Here is a 21,478-nt window from a genome sequence, read left to right as displayed (position 1 = left end):
AATTAACGGAGAATTGTTACAGTTCCCAGTATCGGCTTTTCATCATCAAGTTCTACAGCATAATAGTATGAACCTATTGGTAAATTAGTATTTCCATCGGCTCCAGTCCATGGCTCACCGCGATACTGATTACCAGTTCCACTAAATTTATAAACTGCTTTCCCCCATCGATCGTAAATTACAATCTTAAGGTTTTGTACAAACTCGATTCTATCAATATCCCAATAGTCATTATAGCTGTCATTATTTGGCGTAAATGCTTTTGGTATTGTTATTCTGTTTTCGTATAAATATTCCAGTACAATTGTTGAGTCTAACTGACAATTATTTTTATCAATTACACTTACTATATAAGTACCTCTTCCCAAATCCTCAATACTTGTTCCATAGTATGGATTCAAATCCTGATCAGACCAATTAATGGTATAATCTAAAACTCCTCCGGTAACATCAATCCGAATGGAACCATCATTGGCATCAACTGTAGTTGGGCGACTGGCTTCGGCTTCTAAAACTAACTCATCAGGCTGAACAAGCTCCATACTGGCTATATCTGAGCAACCATGCTTATCAACAACCTTGACATCGTAAGTCCCGACAATTAAATCTGAAGCAATATCTGTTTCCTGACCATCCGACCATTCGATTGTATAGTTTGGTGTTCCTCCTGTTATATCAACGGTTGCACTTCCTGAATTTGTTCCATAACACAATATATCCTGATAATCATTAATTTCAGCGATCAATGTATCCGGCTGGTTCAACAATTTAGATCCCGAAGTTTCACATCCGTTATTATCAACAACCACATATGAATAATCCCCGGATTCAATATCAAAGATATCCTTAGTGATACTACCATAATTATCCCAGTTAACCAAATAGGGTTCAGTACCCTCCGAAATATCCAATTTAATCCAGCCATCTTCCAAACCATAACAGCTTGGTTCTAAAAAACCTGAAACTGTAACAAAAATCTGCTTAGGTTCTACAATTTCAATAGGAGTTATTTCTGATTTACATCCCTTACTATCTGTAACCTGAACTGAATATGCTCCTTCAGAAAGTCCTTGCTGATCCTCATTTGTTGGACTAACTCCAGGTCCTCCCCACAAGTAGGTATAACCCGGAGTTCCTCCTTTAGGATGCAGGTTGATGTAACCGTCAGTCCTTCCAAAGCAGGAAATATCTTTCTTCCAGAATTCAGCAACAAGCTTGTCTGGTTCATTAACCACAACCTGCAAACTCTGACTTTCATAACCGGGATCGCCAGCCGAATCGTATACTGTTACAGTATAAGTACCAGCTTTTAAACCGGAAACATCTTTATCTGTACTTCTAAAATAGTTATCTCCTGTCCATGAATAAGTTAAATTTTTAGGATCACTTTCTCCTAAAACATCAACAGTAACCGCTCCATCAGCTCCTCCCGGACAGGTAACATCTGTATTGGAAGTGACAAACAGCAGTAATTTGTCTGGTTCATGAACTTTTTTAGCATCCTCAATCCTACACTCATTTGCATCTAATACAACAACATCATAAACACCCATTTCCAAACCATTCACAGAAATATTTCCAGTGACATTTGACGATTCAGCGTATGAATATCCGTTCGGTCCTGAAATCAAGAAAATATAAGGAGGGGTTCCTCCGGTAACTGTTGCCGAAATCTCTCCATCACGCAAACCTACGGCAGAAATATCAATCGGAGTTACAGTCAATGCAAGTGAAGTTGGTTCTGTGATAGCCTGACTTCCTAAAACAGGAGGACATCCATATTCTGAAGTTATGGCATAATCATATGTGCCAGGCTCCAGATCTAAAATATGTTTTGCTGACGATAAAAATCCTGCTCCATTTGTCCAGGCTATTGTATAATTTGCCGATCCAAAATTCACATCCAATTCAATCTCACCATCAGCGGCATTGTTACAACTTACATTTTCAACATTTGCCACACTGGCTAACAAAGGATCCGGAGCTAATAATTCATATGTATTGGTGGCCGTTTGACCAGCTGACGTTGCTGTAACAGTATAAATGCCTGCTGCTAATCCTGAAATTGTTTCTCCTGTTCCACTGTATCCGGCAGGACCAGACCAAGCATAAGTAAATGTTCCATTACCTCCTTTGGCATGTGCCCTTAATTCTCCCACAGGACTTCCCGCACAACCAACAGCTTGTCTTTCCTCAATATAAGCGAAGGCCATTCCTGGTTCTTCAATTATTATCGATTTTTTCACTGTTGAACATCCGGAAGCGTCTGTTGCGACAACGGTATAAACGCCTCCCGCCAGATTCTCAATCAAGAAACTGTTGTCATCGTAATTATCAGGACTACCGGATGAATATCCTCCTGGCCCTGTAACGGTAAAACTATAAGGAATTGTACCTTCCAAAGTTTCAATAGAAAGAATACCACTTTTGGTTCCTGCAACATTAATGTGTTGTTCTACAACTAAGCCCAACTGAATGCTCAAACCTAAATTTAAGTCGACTCCGTTCTCCGAAGAGCAGTTATTCTTATCAGTAATCAGCAGACTATAATCACCGGCAACTACATTTTCAATATTTTGAGAATATGACCGGTAATCGCTTGGTCCTGACCAGCTGTACCTGTAGCCACTATTACCACCATAAGGTGTGATTCTAACAATACCATCAGTAGTATTCTTACATGTTGGCAATACAATATCTTCAATTAAGAATCCTATTTCCCCCGGCTCAGCAACCGTAACATTTTGTTCAAACACACATGAGTTTGCATCAACAATTCGAAGTACATAATCTTTCGGTGCTTTATCTGAGAAAAGACCCGTTGTATTTTCATATTTAATTGTTGAATCTTCAACTTCTTCTAAAGAATACACATACCCAGGAGTTCCTTGAGCTGCTTCAACAAATATTTCACCCGATTCTTCCCCATTACAATTTGCAGCCTTAATTGTTAATTCGTTCGCAATTAATTCCTGTGGTTCAATTAATTCCTGACTCAAAACCGAAGGACAATTAACAGCATCAGTAACTGTTAATTGATAAGTTCCCCCTGCCAAGCCTGAAATATTAGCTGTTGTTGCCGCGTATCCGGCCGGCCCCGTCCAAGCGTAAGTATAATCAGCTACACCTCCGGTAACAATTGGATTAAACAATCCATTATTATCATTATAACAAAGCAAGTCAGTTCCGTTCAGATCCATTACAATCTCAGGATTTGAATTCAAAGTAATATCCTGCTCAGGAGTCAGACATAGGTTCTCATCCGAAACATGAACTTTGTAGTCACCGGAATACAATCCTGTAATATTTTCATTTGCCTGAACTACATTATCTAAAAAGTAAGATAGGTTTCCAGTACCTCCGGAGGCTGCAACCAAAATCTCTCCTTCTGGAATCGTTAAACAAGTCAAATCCTTTGTTGCAATACTATCGATTAACAATTCGTAAGCATCAAATATATTTACGATGGTATCAAATTCACAATTCTTTCCATCAGCTACAGTAATATTATACTTACCAGGTGTTAAGTTTAATGCTGTACTTTCCCAAGTTGTTTTGTTGGTTGATGTTGATGCTGAAAAATCAGTTCCAGCCTCATCTTTCCAGAAAAATTTATATTCCGGATACTGAATATTCGCAACCTTGGCAACAACCCGTCCATTTCCCTGCCCAAAACATTTTACATTATTGGCAGTAATTTCCAGAGAAACATTCGATTTGGTTCCTAACTGAACCTCAATAACAGATTCAATTTTACACAAAGAACCATCTTTCGCTACAGTATTATAACCATAAATCACTTCAACTTTGTAGAATCCAGAAACAGTAACTTCAATTACAGCATTGGTTTCTCCTGAAAGGGCTGTATAAGTTCCAACCGTTCCATCTGCACTATAATACCATTGGAATGTTGTACTGCTGTTAATAGGAAAACCCTTTACATGATCCAAAACTGCAACATCACTACACCACTCTTCACGAGGCTGGTCGAAGCTACCTTCAAAAGACGGTGGATCCTCATCTCCTCCAGGAACACTCGGCACTAAAACGAAACCCGTAGTATTATCATCATCAAAATGATAATTCACAGGATGATCTCCGCCGGAGCCTGATGATCCGGCAATATCCGTTAAGGAAGCATTGTAAATTTTACCAAACAATCCTGATGGTTTATATATAAACGCTTTGACTCCAGGAGTACTTGCTTTTAGGAAAGCATAAGAACAACGTACACCTTCCATTTTTAAATCATAAATAACGGTAATCGTTTTTCCTGATTCAATGGTATTGTTTTCGTATCCGAGCGTGAATTCCAAATTGGTAAAAGTATTGTCACCATAAATCTGTCCTTGCTCGAAGAAAGTCACAGAACCAAAAAATCCTTGTCCTGCTCCTTTTATTCTTATAATCCCATTATTCATAAAATCAACAAAACCAAACGTCACATCAGTATTGGTTTCGCAATAAATTCCGCCTCCATTGGCAAATGTAATTTTTGTATTTACTGCAATAAAATTCAATCCTCCTGTAGTATTCATCTTCATGTTCCAGCCTGTTGGCTGATCGGAAATAACAGTCACGATAGAACCGCTCATATCAAACTTACGAACCGCATCAGGATCACCCAAAGACAATGAGCTGAATCGTCCGACAGTAAAATAATTACCTTTTGTTGTAACAGAACCACTCTCCAAATACAAATCACCGGAAGTGATCAGACTGGAATTCCAAACCCATGACTGTGCATCTCCATCGAAGATTACATCACCATCCATCGATTTATTCGCAAAATCAACAATTTTATCACCTGCCAATCCATCTCCAATAAACTCGAAAACACCACGCATACTCATCGACATATTTTCGGTTAAATCCATGAATCCTCCAATTTGCAGATTTGCATCAACGCTGAAATTTGCATCAGGATCCACATCGTCATACCAAGTCATGCTGTGACATTTTCCTGCGGAGCTTAACTCGACTAATTTGCTTCCTAAAAATGAATTCGCAGTAAAAAAAACATCATCGTTTAAGGTAGGCACACAACCTTCTTCGCTACCATCCTGAGTCCGACTCCAGTTTTCATGATTATCCCAACTATCGTCTGTTCCTTTTCCAACCCAGTATAAAGCGATTGGAGCAATTGCTCCATCAGTAATCCACCCTGTAACATTTCCTAAATCGAATGAATTTGTTGCAGTATAAGTTGCTCCTTTTGAGCCATCGCCATTAATATCTTTCAGTTCAAGAAAATTACCTGTCACATTATTTGCCGCAAGTATTGTAGTTTGTTTAGTATCTTTCGTAGAATGCAACGATATTGGAGCAAAACAACTTCCTTCAGCAAGAAGGTAATCCATTTCATACGTTTTGCCATTCTGAAACTGGAATTCAAACCCCCTGCCTAATTCAACTGCTCCAAATTTATCATTACCAGTAACTTTACCATTATTTTTAAATTGAAGATATTCAATATAAGGCACAAAACCAGAGACATCGTATGCTGAAAATTCGCCCTCATCCTCAAAAACTATTTTATTAAAGTTAATATTATGAGACGCCGCACCTATAATTGATACTTTTGCATTATTTGTAAAAGTTATTGTACTATTATCCGACAATAACTCAAATCCAAGATCAGCAAAGGCATCAGCAAGGTTAAGATAAACAGAACTACCGATTACATCTTCTCTTCCAGTGATCTTAACTTGTGAATTTCTTATGTCTAATCCTCTTGAATTAACTCCATTAGTCGGATCAATAGAGGTGATACTTTTACATTCTAAATCGAAACCATCGGTTACTAATTTACCGTAGCGGATGAAACAATCACCTTCCATAATCATATCATCGAGCAATTTCCACTCTCCGCCATTCCCATCAAACTCAACAATATTTGGAAATACATATCCAAATGTATTTATCTCCTGCAGTTCGGTTGCTCTAAAGTAAAAATTAACCACTGCGGATAGATTAATATCTACAGCCGAATTAAAAATAAGAGAACCATAAATATAAACACCTGAAATATCAGTTGCGCCCATTTCAAAATTCGGTCTCGCAGCTTCAGATCCAGTCCAATCCATTGTTCGGCAACGAATATCACTGGCTCCGGTATATACTGTTTGTTCTGTATCTGTAAATGAGCCGTCATCAAAAAATACATTGTCTTTTGCTGTTGGCACACAACCTCCCGATTTAATACCAGAAACTGTTGACCAATGATTTGGATCATCCCAATTTCCTGTTCCGCCAACCCAATACAAATTGGTTCCTGCTGGTTCATTTTCAAATTTCCAACCGTCAGCACCACCCAAGTTTATAGATGCTTTTGCAACAAATGCATCTGCAGGCTCAGCATTTACATTTAAAATGTTAACTGAATTTACTGTTATATTAGTTACCCCCGTCTTCGCTTTAAAAATTGCAGGATCGGCACGCGAACCTGTTATATCAATAGTTCCTTCGCAGGCTCCGTTAGCAATTACATTACCAAGCACAAAAGTCTGACTGCTTTCAAACACATAGGTTTTCCCAACAGCCAATTGAATACTTTCGGCAACAAAACTTATTTCAGAAACATTCTTTTTTCTGAAATAAGTATTTCCATTCAATACTATATTGTTAAAGTAAATGTCGTCTGAGTAAGTATCTATGTAGGCATTTCCATCAGCATCATCGAAAGTAACATTATAGAATGTTACCGGAACAGCTCCTTTTGAAACAATTAAATCGCCTCCTGCAGTAAATATTATCTCCGAAGTACCAGCATCAAAAGTAAATCCGTCAGGTGAAATTTCAAATTGTTCCAATTTAAATGTCGAAGATCCTAATGTTAATGATCTTGTATTAGATACACCAAAATTAGAAATAAAACCAGCAGCCTCAATATCCTGATTATTAGAGTTCAGATCTCCATTCTCTAAAAGAATTGTACCTGATGTCTTTAATCCGCTATTCAAAGTCCAGCTTCCTGCAAGCCAGGAATCATCATCTTGTTTAGTTCCTTCAAAAACGAGATCGCTAAGTAAATCTACTGCCCCCGCATTAATATTGGAAGGATTCTCTGATTTAAAATAAAAATCACCTGAATATGAATAATTGGCATTTACCATACCCGAAAAATCCAGACTTCCAAAAATACATATTGGCTGATCTCCTGTGAAACTCATTAAATTGGCATTCGTCCAGATCATATCCAAACACTCTGCTGAACTCCCTTTTTTAGATATATTTACTTCATAACTGTTTAAGACTTTTGCATCTTCGAAAATAACCACATCTTTTCGGTTTGGTAAACATCCTCCCTGCCAATTCCCAGCCTTAAACCAATCATTATCAATATTTCCCGTCCAATAAACAGTACCTCCTGTTAAATCGTCAGGAAAAACCCATCCATCATATCCAGAAATACCTATCGATTCATTTGCAGTTAACGAACCAATTCCTCCAATAACATTTACATCCTCAATTCTTAGTCGAAAAAGATCCGATGACGACACATCACAATCAAAATAGGCAACACCATTTTCTCCTTTAAAAGAAATGTATTCAGAACATGTACCGTGGGCTGTCAAACCATCTGCCTTTGTGATTTTCTGCTTACTACCAACATTAAATAGATAAGATTTACCCTTGGTGAAAATTAATTGATCGAACTGATGATCGCCTAATAATTTAGCATTCCCTTTAAACTCAAGAGACTCAAAAGTCGGCTGAGCAGAACCTTCATTCGTTAAAAACACCTGTCCATCAGGGTAATTGAACGTTACTTTCCCGTAAGAAATAAAATCAGAAGAATTATTATAAAGTTCCGCACCATCTGACAGCAACCGAATCTCAGAATTATTACTTAACAGAAAAAAATTACTGCCGGAAACATTCCATGCTTTGGAAACACCATCAACTAAATCAATATCTGAATTTATCATATCCAACACTCTATTATAGGTGCTGTTTGAAATAAATTGCCCAACAGTTAATTTGTTTCCGTTAAGATGCAAACTTCCTTTATACAACTCAAAATTATTTGCAACAGTAATGTTTGTTGTAAGAGTCCAATCACCATCACCAATAAAAGATACAGAGCCCACAAAATTATTATTGATTGCAATTGTATTGGTATTATCTCCATTAAACTGTGTTTCACCAGCAACATTCCATGTACAGTTTCCTGCAGCAAGAGATCCAAAAATCTCTATATTTTCAGCTCCCTGCAAAGTGGAATTATCGTTAATCGAAAGGGCTTTACATTCTGCAGGAATATTTATAGTAACTACAAACGTGGCTGGTATTATTACATTATTATTTCTGGATGGCACACAACCCGAATCCCAGTTGCCTGGTGTTCCCCACATACCATCACCTGCTCCACCTGTCCAGATATAATCTGCGGAAGATGGTGCAACAAAATTCCAACTCGCATTATTCCCTCCTAAGTTATAGGAGTTATTTGCCAAAAATGGAACCGCATTTCCACTTGCGTTGATATTTTTAACCTTTAAATAATTTAGATTAACCAATTCAGCTGAAATATTTCCACCAAGAACATCTCCTGTAATAGAAATATAGGCATAACATTCTCCCAGAGCCTCAAACTTAGTTTTTATATTTTGAGTACCATCGTAAATGGAATAACTGTGACCAGCAGTAAAAATCAAATTCTGAATATCGTTTTCCCCTTTTAAACTTCCATCCAATTCAAATGTTATATCGTTAAAAGAGGTAAGAGTAACATTACTTTCTATCGCTCCATTGTTCCCTTGAAAAAGAACATCGTAAAAATCAACTCGTTTAGTTCCAGTCGTTTCAATTGTTGAATTTGCTGAATTAACAATTATTTTTGAATTTCCCGGATACAGATTTAAATTATCTGTTTGAACAGACAAAACAGATGTTCCGCTTTTTTGAAGATTAATTATTGAAGAATTTAAATAGAGCTCCCTGGATACCGGGTTTTCAGCAACAAGACTTCCACAGGTTAATTCTGCTTCAATACTTAAGGTTCCCTGATTAAAATAAACCGTATTATCAAGCAGATTCATTTCACTGGTAATTCTCCAACCTCCATTGTTGTCAAAATAGAAATCTCCATTAAATGAATTTCCTCCAAAATCAATAACATTGCCAAGAGTATTCGCTCTAAAATAAAGAGGACGATCAAGGTCAATGATCATCTGGGTATTAAATTTCACTCCTCCGTAAATTACCAAATAATGCGCAATATTATTATCCGTTTTCAGAACAGGCATGTTTTGTACATTGCCCCAATACATATTCAAACAACGCGCTACACTAGTAATTACCACTTCTGCTCCCGGATCTGGAAAAGAAAATTCATCAAAATACACATTATCATCTTTATCCGGCAAGAGGGCACCAGGGTTTACCTTTCCGCCTGGCTGATCACTCCAATGCTCTATATCATTGAAATTACCCGAACCACCAATCCAGTAGAAATCACTTGCTTCTGCAGATAAATATGTTAATTGTAAAAATAATATTAGTAGTAGACTTGCTCCATTTCTTTTCATAATAATCGGTTTTCCTATAAATCGACATCCTAATTGTCCTAGGTAGAAACATACATTCCTTTGCGTTAAAGAATCTTTTGCTTTGACGAAAGAAAAATAAATAAGTTTCAAATTTGGCGAAAAATTTCAACATATTATTTATTACCCCAGAATATTTCTTTCTGTCAAAGTCTTATTTTAACACATTATATTCGTGAGAGTTTCGTTTAAATAATTTTAAACACTGATAAGCATAACTAATCAAACTTAAAAAAAGCATTATAATTCTGATAACCAGCAGATAAACTTTTTGTTAAGGTTTCTAAATTTGCAAGTAAATATGTATTTAGACATAAAGCTTGCTGATATGGTTGGAAAACAAGACAAAACATCTCAGTTAAGTATTTTTGACACCTCCCTGAAAAGGTTCATCAATTTAAAGCATGAGTTTGTATTAATTGAGCGGGTTAACAAAACAGCAAAACAAGAGGGAATAATATTGCGTCAAACTTACACCATAACTTTAAAGCACTGATGATAAACCAGCATTTTCATAATTATCCGAAAAGAAGAAATAAAGCCAATTTACCCCATCTCAGCAACAGAAATATAAAAAGTTATTCATCATCCTCAATAAACTATTAAAAAAAACCACGTAACTATTTTACGTGGTTGAAATTTTATAAGAGCACTTACTCAAAATCGCTAAGCTATTTCTCAATGCGCCACACGGCAACATCTGCTGGTTTTAACACTTTATCTCCTATCAGGTAATCTCCATTATAATTTAAAATATACTCACCGGAAGAATAATTAACAGCCACCATAAAACCATCGCGATACTGAACAAAAACACCTTCAGGATAATTTTCTACCCCGACATTATTTTGTTGGTATATGTTTTTCAGAAGATTGCGTTCCAAATCCCCATCAACAGATTCTGTTCCAATATACCAAACCTGCCCCTTACCAATTTCATTTTTTAAAATGCAGGCAGTTCCTTTGTAAAATTGATCGGTATAACTAGCTACGACCTCAGTTTTATCTTCCGGTGTAATTAAATCTCCCCATGAACTCCATTTGTAATTTTTCCCATCCATTAAAATATCACCTTGTTTTCCGAATGGAAGCATATCAAATGAATAAATCTTTCCACCAATTAGTTCATTCATAATGCCCGATAAATTATTTTCCCATAAATGAGCATTTTTATCTTTAGCTCCGGTTCTTGGTGAGACAATAAGCTTACCTCCTTTTGAAACGAACTTTTTCCATTTCTGAACCAACGCCTCGTCTACCATTTCGTAAGAAGGAACTATAATAAATTCATAATCATCAAAATCATCTTCCTCTGAAATGAAACTCACCGGAGCACCAAATGAATGCAATATCTGCTGATAACGCTGCATGTGCTTCCATGTATTCCATTGGTTGGTTTGCTTCTGTCTTTCCAGATTCCAAAGGTTGTCAAACGACCACATGACAGCAGTTTTCCTCTTCTTAATAGCTTCAGGCATTTGAGTATTCTTGCTGTATTTTTTCCTCAATTCATTCACCTCGTTGATCACCTGTACATACTCCTCTCCTCCCTGACTCAAAGTAACACCATCGGTTCGAACCACACCATGATGATATTGCTCGGCACCATAAAGTACTTGTCTGTAACGATAGGTACATGCAAAAGAATTCCCTCCTGCAAAACAATGCCACAACCACATTCGAACAGTTCCGGGCTGTAACAATGAATTGTGATTGGCCCAATTTACCTGTCCGGGCTGCAGTTCCATAACACCTGAAATACCTTTTACCGACTTATAATAATCATTGGCATACATTAAAACGGAGTGATCACCTAAACGAAAACCCAAGTCTCCCAGATTATTGCTTCCATAATTGGGATAAGCTGTAAATGAAGCAAAATCAAGTTTTTTACTTCTTTTCGGATCCGTCTGGCTGCCTTTTGCCACATAGTTTGTGGTTATAAACTGTGACTCATCAATATATTTCCGTAATTCTTCAGCCTGAAAATCTAAAAAAGATGCTTGCGTATCCGCTGTAAAGCGTTTAAAATCCAATAAAGCAATAGGATTTGCACCCCACCAACCAACATTTTGAGCATTATGAATTCTAACTTCATCAAAAGCCGAATACAACTGACTCCAAAATGCCGTTCCCCATGCCTTATTCAATTCAGTAATATCTGCATATTTATTTTGTAACCATTCCCGAAATGCCAATTGCGCAGACGGACTGTAATCTTCTTTAGCCTCCGGCTCATTGTCAATTTGCCATCCCATTACAGCTTTGTTGTGTGCATAATGCTTAGCCATTTCATCAACAATTTTTTGTGTATACTCCAAAACAATCGGGTTGGATAATGACATGTTTGCACGGGTGCCATGCTCTTTAGATTGATAATTACCATCTTGTATGTATATTTCGGGATACTTGATTCCGAGCCATACCGGAGGACATGGCGTAGGTGTTCCCAAAATCACTTTCAGCTTATTTTTATCAGCCAACTCAATTACTTTATCAAGCCAGGTAAAATCATACTTGCCCTCAGATGGTTCCATCTGAGCCCAGGCAAATTCAGACATATGAATAAATTCGAATCCATAACCGGCAATATTCTCAATATCCATTTCCCATTGATTTTCAGACCATTGCTCAGGATAGTAATACACACCAACAGACATCAAATCCTTTTTAGGGAAAAAATCCTGTGCAGATAAAACACCAATCCAACTGCTGATTAGTAATGCCAGTAAGCTAATTTTCTTTGCCATATTTTTTCTTTATTAGATCTTCTCAATTTTGGTGTCCTGCCTAAATCGTAAGCTATTTTTTTTCAATGCCTTCTGATTAGATCAAAAATCGATTGTTAACAGGATAACTTTAGTAAAGAGAGGTAGTACTAGTTTCCTAGCACTACCTCTCAACTGCATTTGGTCCTTAATAATACGCTAATGATATCAATTTAAGTGCAGTTTTTTAAATTAGTCTCTAAATCACCATTCAATATTTTCTTCAATGAACCCGATTAATTGGTCAGCCATTGCATGATGTTCCTTAATGTTTGGATGTCCGCCTGAATTTTTAAACGGGAAAAAACAAGAGAATATCTTATCATCCTTTAATTGACTTACTGCTGTTTGTACATATCCAGGCCACTGAGATCCTTCCTTGGTTGCATCCATACTGCCAAGGGTACAGATAATAGACGAATGTGGATACTTACCGCGAATGGAACTTACGAAATCTTTGTAGGCTGCAATAATAGTTGTTGAATCGGGTGCCTCCTTACCAAATCTATTTTTAAACTGCTCATTTTTGGGGATATTAACGATCCATGAATCGTTCTGAAAAAGATTAATTACTACTACATCAGGTGTATATTTGGAAAAATCCCATTTTAAAACTGAGTCATTTGGATCGATTCGATCATACATTTCGGACATAATCAATGGAAACCAACTAACCAATACTCCGATACCGCTTTTAGAAATACAATGGTATTGAGCATTAAAATGTCTTGCTGTAATAGCTGCGTATGATTCATAGTTATTTTGAAAATAACCATACGGACGATCTTTACCACTAGTATCTTCATTTCCATACGCAGAGGTAATGGAGTTTCCGTAGAACTCTATTTTTCTCTTTTTTGGTGTTTCCGCCGGCAGAAGCTTTGCATCCCCGGGTAATTCAAAACCATAAAACAATGTTTTCCCTTTATCCCATTCGGTACGTTTATACAATTGTACTTGATGTGTTCCTTCGGATAAGCCTGAGGCTAGTATGTATTTTGTTTTCAGTGTATCGGTATGCAATTTCGAAATCACCTTACAGTCCACAATCACATTGTAATAATTTGCCGTATCCAAATCCTGCAGAGTAGCTGAAATACTGCTTCCCTTAAATTGGATACTTACCGAAGAACCCGACCATGAAAGCTCCGCAGCATCGGGTCGAAACATAATTCTGCCTTCGTAAGTTAAATTTGGCTGATCGAATGCAATATCCTGATTTTGAACATTACAAAATCCAAAAACAAATACGCAGGACAATAAAATGATATTCTTTACTATAGCTCTCATTTATAAAAATTATATGGTTTTCAGAAATCAATTGTAGTAAAACAGGAAGCCGGTAAATTATCCTTGTTAAAAAGTTTTGGTGTGGCTGAATTGGCCCAGGCAAATCTCACATTTACAGGATTCCTAACTTCCTCTGATCTCACAAGTACTTTGTCGTTTTTAATAAAAGCCTGAGCAGAAAACCATGTTCCATCCTCTCCTGCTAATTCAAAATAGGGCAAATCAGCTTTCTCACAATGCAATCCTTCCGCACAATCAAAAATTACTTCGACTTCAGATCCTTTAATCAAAAAAGTCTTAAAAAGCGGTCCTGATGCTGGAAAATCACTCAACTTATAGGTTTTATTAAGTGCCAGATGTGCAAACCGCTTCCCTGCGTCAATTTTATTACGTGGATGAATATCAAGAGTATCACCAATATCACTCATTACAACCATTCCCGAATTTGGAATAGATTCCAAAGCTCGGCGCTGCGCTTCGCGGACTTTTACTCCTGCATCTTTAGCGTAGTGAGTAAAAGGAGCTATTTGTGCATAATAAAAAGCAAGATCAGTTTTAAAACCTTTCCTCCAACTTCTCACTAAAGTCTCAAGGGTTTTGGTATATGTTGCTGAATTATCGACATTCGCTTCTCCCTGATACCACAAAACTCCTTTCATTGGGAAAGGCATAATCGGTGCTATCATTGCATTGTAAACACAACCAGGCATATTGGGTGCCCAAGGAAAATAAGGTACCTTTTGAGCAGATTCTGTTAACTCATTCGAAGCCAAAATTTCTTGCTCCGGAACCCATGTTTCAATTGGCGTTCCACCCCAATTGGAGCTGATTAACCCAACAGGGATCTTAAGTTCCTTATTCAATTCCTTTCCAAAAAAGTAACCTATAGCACTAAAATCATTCATGCTTTCGGGCGTACATTTCATCCACTGACCTGAAACATCAATACATTTAGTTGGTGATGTTTTAAGCGTTACTGAAAAAAACCGAATTTCATTATTGTCAGCATTTTCAACCTCTTCTCCTATATTATTAATTCCAAAGCTGGTTTTCCATTCCATATTCGACTGTCCCGAAAGTAACCACACCTCTCCCATTAGTATGTCATCGATAACTACAGAATTGTATCCCTCTATTTTTATTGAATAAGCACCTCCTGCTTCAGGAGTTTTTAACACTACCGACCATTTTGCATTATTAGTGGTCACAGTATTTAGGGTATCATTGTCCCAAGAGGTAATTACTCTAATTTTTTCCATTGGTTTGCCCCAACCCCATAGTTTCACCTCGGAATTTTGCTGCATCACCATGTGTTTGCCAAAAATAGCGGGCAATGAAATATTAGAATAAGCAGTATCAGGAAATAAATAAAAAAGCATAAGCACAAGGCTTACTTTAGCTAAAAATTTTGAACTCATAACTCTATTTTAATTTAAAGGCTAAAAATAATTACAAACGCAATATTTTTACTTACCAAATGTTTCCAAAAGGGTAACTAAATGTATTTATTCCGAATTAAATGCAGTTATTCTCCATCTTCCTTATGCCTTTTCGCATAAGCCGTTGGTAAAATACCATACTCTTCTTTAAAATACTTACTAAAATAACGCGGGCTATTAAAACCAACTTCGTAGGCAATTTCTGCAATATTCATCTGGCTTTTTTCCAAAAGCTGCAGTCCTCTTTTTAATCTGATAATTCTAATAAACTCAATAGGAGATTTACCCGTAATCGAAATTAATTTTTTATAAAGATAGACACGACTCATACCCAGTTCACGGCTTAAATCTTCGACTGAAAATTTAGATTCTGAAATGTTTTTTTCAACTGTTGCAACGGCTTTTTTAATCAATTTTTCATCCATTGAAGTAATTTGAACTTCGCTTGGACTTATATCAACCGTTTTTTGAAATTGCTTTTGGAACTGACTTCTTTTTTCCAATAATTTACGAACCCGCAAAAGAAGTAAATCCATATTAAAGGGTTTTGTTATGTAATCGTCTGCACCAATTTCCAGCCCTTTAATTTTGTCCTCATCAGCAGTTCGTGCAGTTAAAAGGATAAACGGAATATGAGATGTCCGGATATCTTTACGAAGCATTGTACACAATTCAAGGCCATCCACATTGGGCATCATCACATCGCTAATAATTAAATCAGGAAGTACCTTATGAACTGTATCGTATCCTTTTTGACCATCCTGAGCTTCGTAGATCTTAAATTGTTCCTGCAGTGTTTCTTTCATAAACGATCTGAAATCAATATTATCTTCAACCAATAAAATAATTGGCTTTTTGATTTTCTCGCTACTTTCAGACTCTTGCTGAGGTCTGGCAAAATCTTCATCTACTCTTTCCAAATCTTCATTATCTACTACAACTGTCTTATCAATTGGCAAACTCACTTTAAATTTGGCTCCTTTACCCCGTTCGCTTTCCACTTCAATAATGCCATTGTGCAGTTGAATCATCTCACGGGCGAGATTCAATCCAATTCCACTTCCGGACAGTCCCAATTTCTTATTTTTTTCGGACTGATAAAAACGAACAAATATTTTGTCGATATCCTCTTCATCTATTCCAACACCATTATCCTGAATAATAATATTAACAATTCCATCTTCATCTTTTATCTCCAACTTTAATTTTACATTCCCTTTTTCGTGAGTAAATTTTAAAGCATTAGATAATAGGTTCATCATTACCTTCTCCAGTTTTTCTTTATCGAAATTGAATATAAAGTGTTCTGTTGAATGCTCGAATGTGAATTTGATTCGCTTCTTGTTAAAGGCATCCTCAAAATTATGAGTCACGTCATTTAAAAAAGTAACAATATCAACGTAAGATGGATTATATCGCAATCCATGCAGTTCCAACTTACGAAAATCCAGCAATTGATTTACCAGATTAAGAAGTTGTTTGGCGTTTCGCTCAATGGTATCAAGCAATCTTTTATCCGATTCGGATCTGGTTTGCTTTAACAATTTATCCAAAGGTGTTAAAATCAGCGTTAATGGCGTACGAAATTCATGACTGACATTCGTTAAAAACCTCAGTTTCATTTCATCCATCTCATGATTACGGTTGGCCTGTATTTGTTCTTGCTCTTTTTGGAATTTTACACGTTCCTTACGCAACATTGAATATCTGAAATACACAAGAATTCCAACAATTAAAAGGATATATATAGAATAAGCCAACGGTGTTGCATACAAAGGTGGTAATACAATAATATGTAATTCTGCATAATCATCATTCCAAATTCCATCATTGTTGGATGCTTTAACTTTAAAATAATAGTCTCCGGGCGAAAGATTTGTGTAGGTCACTCTATTTCGATTTGCATCTAATGACATCCAGTCATCATTAAATCCATCTAGCTTATATTGATATTTAATTTTACTGGGAATAAAAAAATTAAGTGCCGTAAAATCAATTGAAAAAACATTCATAGAATACTTTAACTCGATTGACTTTGCAGATGTTATAGATTCTTTAAGAATAATTGTGTTCTTAATTGAAGTATTGGGTTTTATGCTTTGATTAAAGATTTGAAAGTCAGTAAACACAACCTTTGGCAAAATCTGGTTGTATTTTATGTTTTTGGATTGAAACATATTAAAACCGTTGTTTCCTCCAAAAATCAGTTCGTTTTTAGATGTTTTATAAGCAGCTTGTGTGTTAAACTCTTTTCCCTGCAAGCCGTCCTCCTCCGTGTAATCAAAAATAGAGAATGAATACTCCTCTCCCGGCGAAGTCTGTTTAACTACCACTTGACTTAAACCACTTGATTTACTTACCCATATCGATTGAAACTCGTCTTCTAAAATACAATTAATGAAATCTTCTGATAAGCCATCTGATGCAGTAAAATTCTTAACAAAACCGGTATTTGGATTCACCACAATCAAGCCCTCACGAGAAGCAATCCAAAGCAGGCCTCGAGTATCTTCATAAACCGCATTAACTGTTTTGTTACTAATAGGAAGCGGAGTTGATCTTGCAAGAAAAGGATGATGCTTGTAACGCTGTTCTTTAAGATCATAAAATACCACACCCCTCTCTGTTGCAATAAAGAAATTGCCATTGTTCAATTTATAAATCTGTTTAACAAATTTTGTTGGCAAATCCACATTACCTTTATTCGGAACAGGTTTAAAAAGATCTTTAGTACGATCATAAATTACAATCCCTCCTCCCAGAATTCCAATCCAAAGATTCAAATTAAAATCTTCAGTAATTGACCAGATATTATTTCCTGTAATTCCGCAAGTCGATTTTATACCGTATTGATACCTTTTAAAATATTTCCCATTAAAACGATTTAGCCCTCCTGTATATGTTCCTATCCATAATTCATTTTTACTATCGATAAACAAACTTACAACGATATTATTACTTAAAGAATTGGGATTATTTTCATCATATTGATACTTTTTAAACGAATTTGTATGACGATTCCAATAAATAAGTCCACCTCCATTTGTTCCTATCCATAAATTCCCTTTTTTATCTTCAACGAAACAATTTACATCATTATATGGCAGGCTTGATGGATCAGACAATACATGTCTGTAATGAGGAAATTTATGAATGCTTTCATGATAATAACTCACCCCATTTTTAAATGTTCCAATCCAAATAATATTATTATCATCGATGTACAAATCAGTAATTGAATTCTGAGCAATACTTTTATCATTATCCGATTGATGATAGATTTTGGTAACTTCTCCTGAGAATTTATTAATTACATCAATACCTCCATGGTCTGTACCAACCCAAATCAGCCCGTTGTCATCTTGTATAATATTTCTTATAATGTTACTGCTTAAAACAAGTTTGGAATGAATGGTGTAATGATTCCATTCATCATGTGATACTTGGTAATGATAGATCCCATCGTTATTTCCATACAACCAAATATCATTCTCTGCATCAATAAAAAGAGATGTACTTAAGCTGTCTGCCCCCAATTTTCCTGACAAGTGATCATTTCTAAATTTTAAATTGTAATTCTCTCCATCGTAACATTCGATAATTCCATTGCTTAAAAGGTAATAATAATCTCCGCTGGCTTGTTGAAAATTCACAACACAACATTCTTCTTTTTCATGAACAGGAAAAACACTGTACAGTTTACCCGAAACAGAATCAACTCTCTGATAATAAAACTCATTATCCTGCTTAATCCATTTCTGTTTATTCTTATCAATGTATAAATTTTCTATATTTTTCGGAAAGTCTTTTTGCCCAATAAACATTGATAAATCCCGATAAAACCTTTCCTTAGTTATATCAAAAACAACATAGCCCTGCAAAGTTCCAATCCATAAATTTCCATAATTATCTTCCTGTATATTTTCTATGTAGTTATCTATTATTGTTGTTGTATCTTTTGTTGTGTGTTTATAATTAACAAATTCAAACCCATCAAATCTGCTTAATCCTGCTCTTGTTCCAATCCAAACAAAACCTCTTGTATCCTTATAAATACATGTTACATGATTATTAACTAATCCATCAACATTGTTAACCTTCAGAAAAGAGTATTGCCTCTCAGCCTGAATTGAGAAACTTGATAAAACAAAAAGCAGGATTATGCCAATCAGTCTATGCATAGATAAATTGTAAATTTATTTCAGGGTTAAAATACAAAAGGGATGGCAAACCCCATCCCTAATTCTCTATTTTATATTTATTTTTTGTTTTTGAATAATATTATCAGAAGAATTACCAATATAAATAATATAAGTGCCTTTTTCCAGATTCCAATCTGATATTGCTTCATCGTAAAATGCCAGATCATCAACAGAAATTTCAATCTCTACCTGTTCTTCTTTACCTGAATCCAAAGAAACCTTTTTAAAACCTTTAAGTTCTTTTAGAGCCCGCTCAACTTTTGATTTTAGCTTACCAATATAAACCTGAACAACTTCTGATCCTTTTACTTCTCCTGTATTTGCCAACAAGCAGCTAACTTTTATCTTATCTCCTTTAGAGTAAATCTGCTTGTCTGCAGTAAGATCGGATATCTTAAAGTCCGTATAGGACAATCCGTAACCAAAGGCAAACAAAGGTTTAATTTTTTTTGTATCGTGCCAACGGTAACCAACTAAAATATCTTCTTTGTAGTACTGATTAATACTATCGCCCGGGTATGAAAGTTCTCCAAAATAATGAGCTGCATTGTCTTTTAATTTAACCGGATATGAGAAAGGAAGTTTTCCTGAAGCATTCACATCTCCCGAAATAACATCAGCCAAAGCGTTTCCGGCCTCACTACCATTGTACCATGATTGTATTAATCCGTTAACCTGATTTAACCAAGGCATCTCAACCGCATTTCCACTAACCAACACAACTCCCAGATTGCTATTTACGTTTAACAATTCTGCAATCAATTCATTTTGCCCGAACGGCAATTCAAAATGCCTGCGGTCTCCACCTTCACAATCCTGAAAATGATTTTTATTGAGTCCTCCAATAAATAATACAACATCTGCTTTTGAAGCCACATCAATTGCCGCTTTCACCAACGAATCGGCATTCAATTGGGAAGGTATTTCACGTCCATAAGCTGATGGTCCGGAAGCATACCCCATTGAATGAAGAATGGTCGCATTTTTGAAGCGGTTTTTAATACCTTCCAATGGTGATATTTCATATTTTGCTTTTAATTCTGACGAACCGCCGCCAACAGTCATTGAACGAGTAGCATTTTCACCAATTACAGCAATCTTGATATTCGTGTCCGGATTAATTGGAAAAAACTCATTCTTGTTTTTCAATAATACAATACCATCTGCGGCAACTTTTCGTGCTGCCTGAGTATGTTCAACATTATTCATCCGGCCAAGCGAACGATTTAGGTTCATATTGGTTCTGTACATCAACCGCAGGATTCGTCGTACTTTGTCATCAACAACCGATTCATCAATTTCGCCATCTTGAATCATTTTCAAAAAAGGATCCGCTAAAAAATAGTTGTCGTAAGCAAACTTAGCAGAAGAAGTTAATCCGTTGGTCCACGTTCCCATTTCAATATCCAATCCATTAAAAGCGGCTTGTTTTGTATCATGAGTTCCACCCCAATCTGTAATTACAGTTCCATCGAAATTCCATTCTCCTTTCAATATTTTATTAAGCAGCAAATCGCTATGACAACAATGCTCGCCCCAAACCTGATTATAAGCTCCCATTATGGACCAGACATGACCTTTTTCAACTGCTGCTTTAAATGCCGGCAGATAAATCTCATAAAGAGCCCTGTCACTAAGGTTTACATTGATATGTCCGCGCCATTCTTCCTGATTATTAAGTGCGTAATGTTTAACGCATGCTGCAACACCATTTTCCTGAACTCCTTTTATGTAAGGAACAACCATAACTGATGCCAAATAAGGATCTTCTCCCATGTATTCGAAGTTACGTCCATTAAGTGGTGTCCGGTAAATATTAACGCCAGGTCCCAATAAAACATCCTTTTTTCTAAATCGTGCCTCCTCACCAATAGCCACACCATATTCATGCGAAAGTTCTGGATTAAAAGTTGCCGCCAAACAAGTTAGTGCAGGAAATGCAGTTATCGAATCGTTTGTCCAATTAGCATAGCCCCAATCGTCCCAGTTTATTTCACCTCTCACTCCATGAGGACCATCAGACATCCATAACTCTGGAATACCCAAACGAGGAATACCCGGAGAACTAAATTTTGACTGCGCATGACACATCGCTACTTTCTCTTTAAGAGTCAATTGATTGATTATTTCATCAATTTTCTTTTCTGTTTTTGCATCACTTTGTGCATTTGCATTGGTCATCACTCCAAGTGTTAATCCTATATATAATAGTATATTTTTCATATTCA

At 36.2% G+C, this 21,478-nt stretch carries 7 protein-coding genes; 1 reads left to right on the top strand and 6 read right to left on the bottom strand.

Annotated elements, in window-relative coordinates; translation table 11 throughout:
* Positions 1-2: 2 nt before the first annotated feature.
* Complete coding sequence (locus tag ACHZAX_RS02920) at positions 3-9,533, bottom strand: T9SS type B sorting domain-containing protein (RefSeq protein ID WP_320017956.1); 9,531 nt, start codon at positions 9,531-9,533, stop codon at positions 3-5.
* A gap of 319 nt (positions 9,534-9,852) precedes the next feature.
* Here ACHZAX_RS02920 and ACHZAX_RS02915 point away from each other — a divergent pair, with 319 nt between their 5' ends.
* Positions 9,853-10,047: a hypothetical protein gene (locus ACHZAX_RS02915; protein ID WP_320017955.1), complete on the top strand. Its 195-nt coding sequence runs from the start codon at positions 9,853-9,855 to the stop codon at positions 10,045-10,047.
* Positions 10,048-10,222: 175 nt separating this feature from the next.
* On the opposite strand, the gene ACHZAX_RS02910 is transcribed toward ACHZAX_RS02915, so the two are convergent.
* The 5 genes from ACHZAX_RS02910 to ACHZAX_RS02890 all read right to left on the bottom strand — a co-directional run bounded on the left by ACHZAX_RS02910 (position 10,223) and on the right by ACHZAX_RS02890 (position 21,473).
* Positions 10,223-12,301 (bottom strand): beta-galactosidase, encoded by a 2,079-nt coding sequence (locus ACHZAX_RS02910; RefSeq protein WP_320017954.1) that lies wholly within the window; start codon positions 12,299-12,301, stop codon positions 10,223-10,225.
* Positions 12,302-12,523: 222 nt separating this feature from the next.
* Positions 12,524-13,609, bottom strand: coding sequence for an SGNH/GDSL hydrolase family protein (locus tag ACHZAX_RS02905; RefSeq protein ID WP_320017953.1), 1,086 nt, complete (start codon positions 13,607-13,609; stop codon positions 12,524-12,526).
* A gap of 20 nt (positions 13,610-13,629) precedes the next feature.
* On the bottom strand, positions 13,630-15,027 hold the full coding sequence (locus ACHZAX_RS02900; protein ID WP_320017952.1) for a sialate O-acetylesterase: 1,398 nt from the start codon (positions 15,025-15,027) through the stop codon (positions 13,630-13,632).
* Between the two features lie 107 nt (positions 15,028-15,134).
* Positions 15,135-19,229: a hybrid sensor histidine kinase/response regulator transcription factor gene (locus ACHZAX_RS02895; protein ID WP_320017951.1), complete on the bottom strand. Its 4,095-nt coding sequence runs from the start codon at positions 19,227-19,229 to the stop codon at positions 15,135-15,137.
* 66 nt (positions 19,230-19,295) lie between these two features.
* Complete coding sequence (locus tag ACHZAX_RS02890) at positions 19,296-21,473, bottom strand: beta-glucosidase (protein ID WP_320017950.1); 2,178 nt, start codon at positions 21,471-21,473, stop codon at positions 19,296-19,298.
* Positions 21,474-21,478: the final 5 nt, after the last annotated feature.

The organism is Labilibaculum manganireducens (genome assembly GCF_963665805.2).
Taxonomy (GTDB): domain Bacteria; phylum Bacteroidota; class Bacteroidia; order Bacteroidales; family Marinifilaceae; genus Labilibaculum; species Labilibaculum manganireducens.
The sequence above is the reverse complement of the archived record's forward strand: the minus strand, read 5'-3'. Positions and strand labels throughout refer to the sequence as shown.

Coding starts and splice junctions, on each gene's coding strand:
- ACHZAX_RS02920 (WP_320017956.1), bottom strand. CDS start 9,533: ATGAAAAGAAATGGAGCAAGTCTACTACTAATATTATTTTTACAATTA.
- ACHZAX_RS02915 (WP_320017955.1), top strand. CDS start 9,853: ATGTATTTAGACATAAAGCTTGCTGATATGGTTGGAAAACAAGACAAA.
- ACHZAX_RS02910 (WP_320017954.1), bottom strand. CDS start 12,301: ATGGCAAAGAAAATTAGCTTACTGGCATTACTAATCAGCAGTTGGATT.
- ACHZAX_RS02905 (WP_320017953.1), bottom strand. CDS start 13,609: ATGAGAGCTATAGTAAAGAATATCATTTTATTGTCCTGCGTATTTGTT.
- ACHZAX_RS02900 (WP_320017952.1), bottom strand. CDS start 15,027: ATGAGTTCAAAATTTTTAGCTAAAGTAAGCCTTGTGCTTATGCTTTTT.
- ACHZAX_RS02895 (WP_320017951.1), bottom strand. CDS start 19,229: ATGCATAGACTGATTGGCATAATCCTGCTTTTTGTTTTATCAAGTTTC.
- ACHZAX_RS02890 (WP_320017950.1), bottom strand. CDS start 21,473: ATGAAAAATATACTATTATATATAGGATTAACACTTGGAGTGATGACC.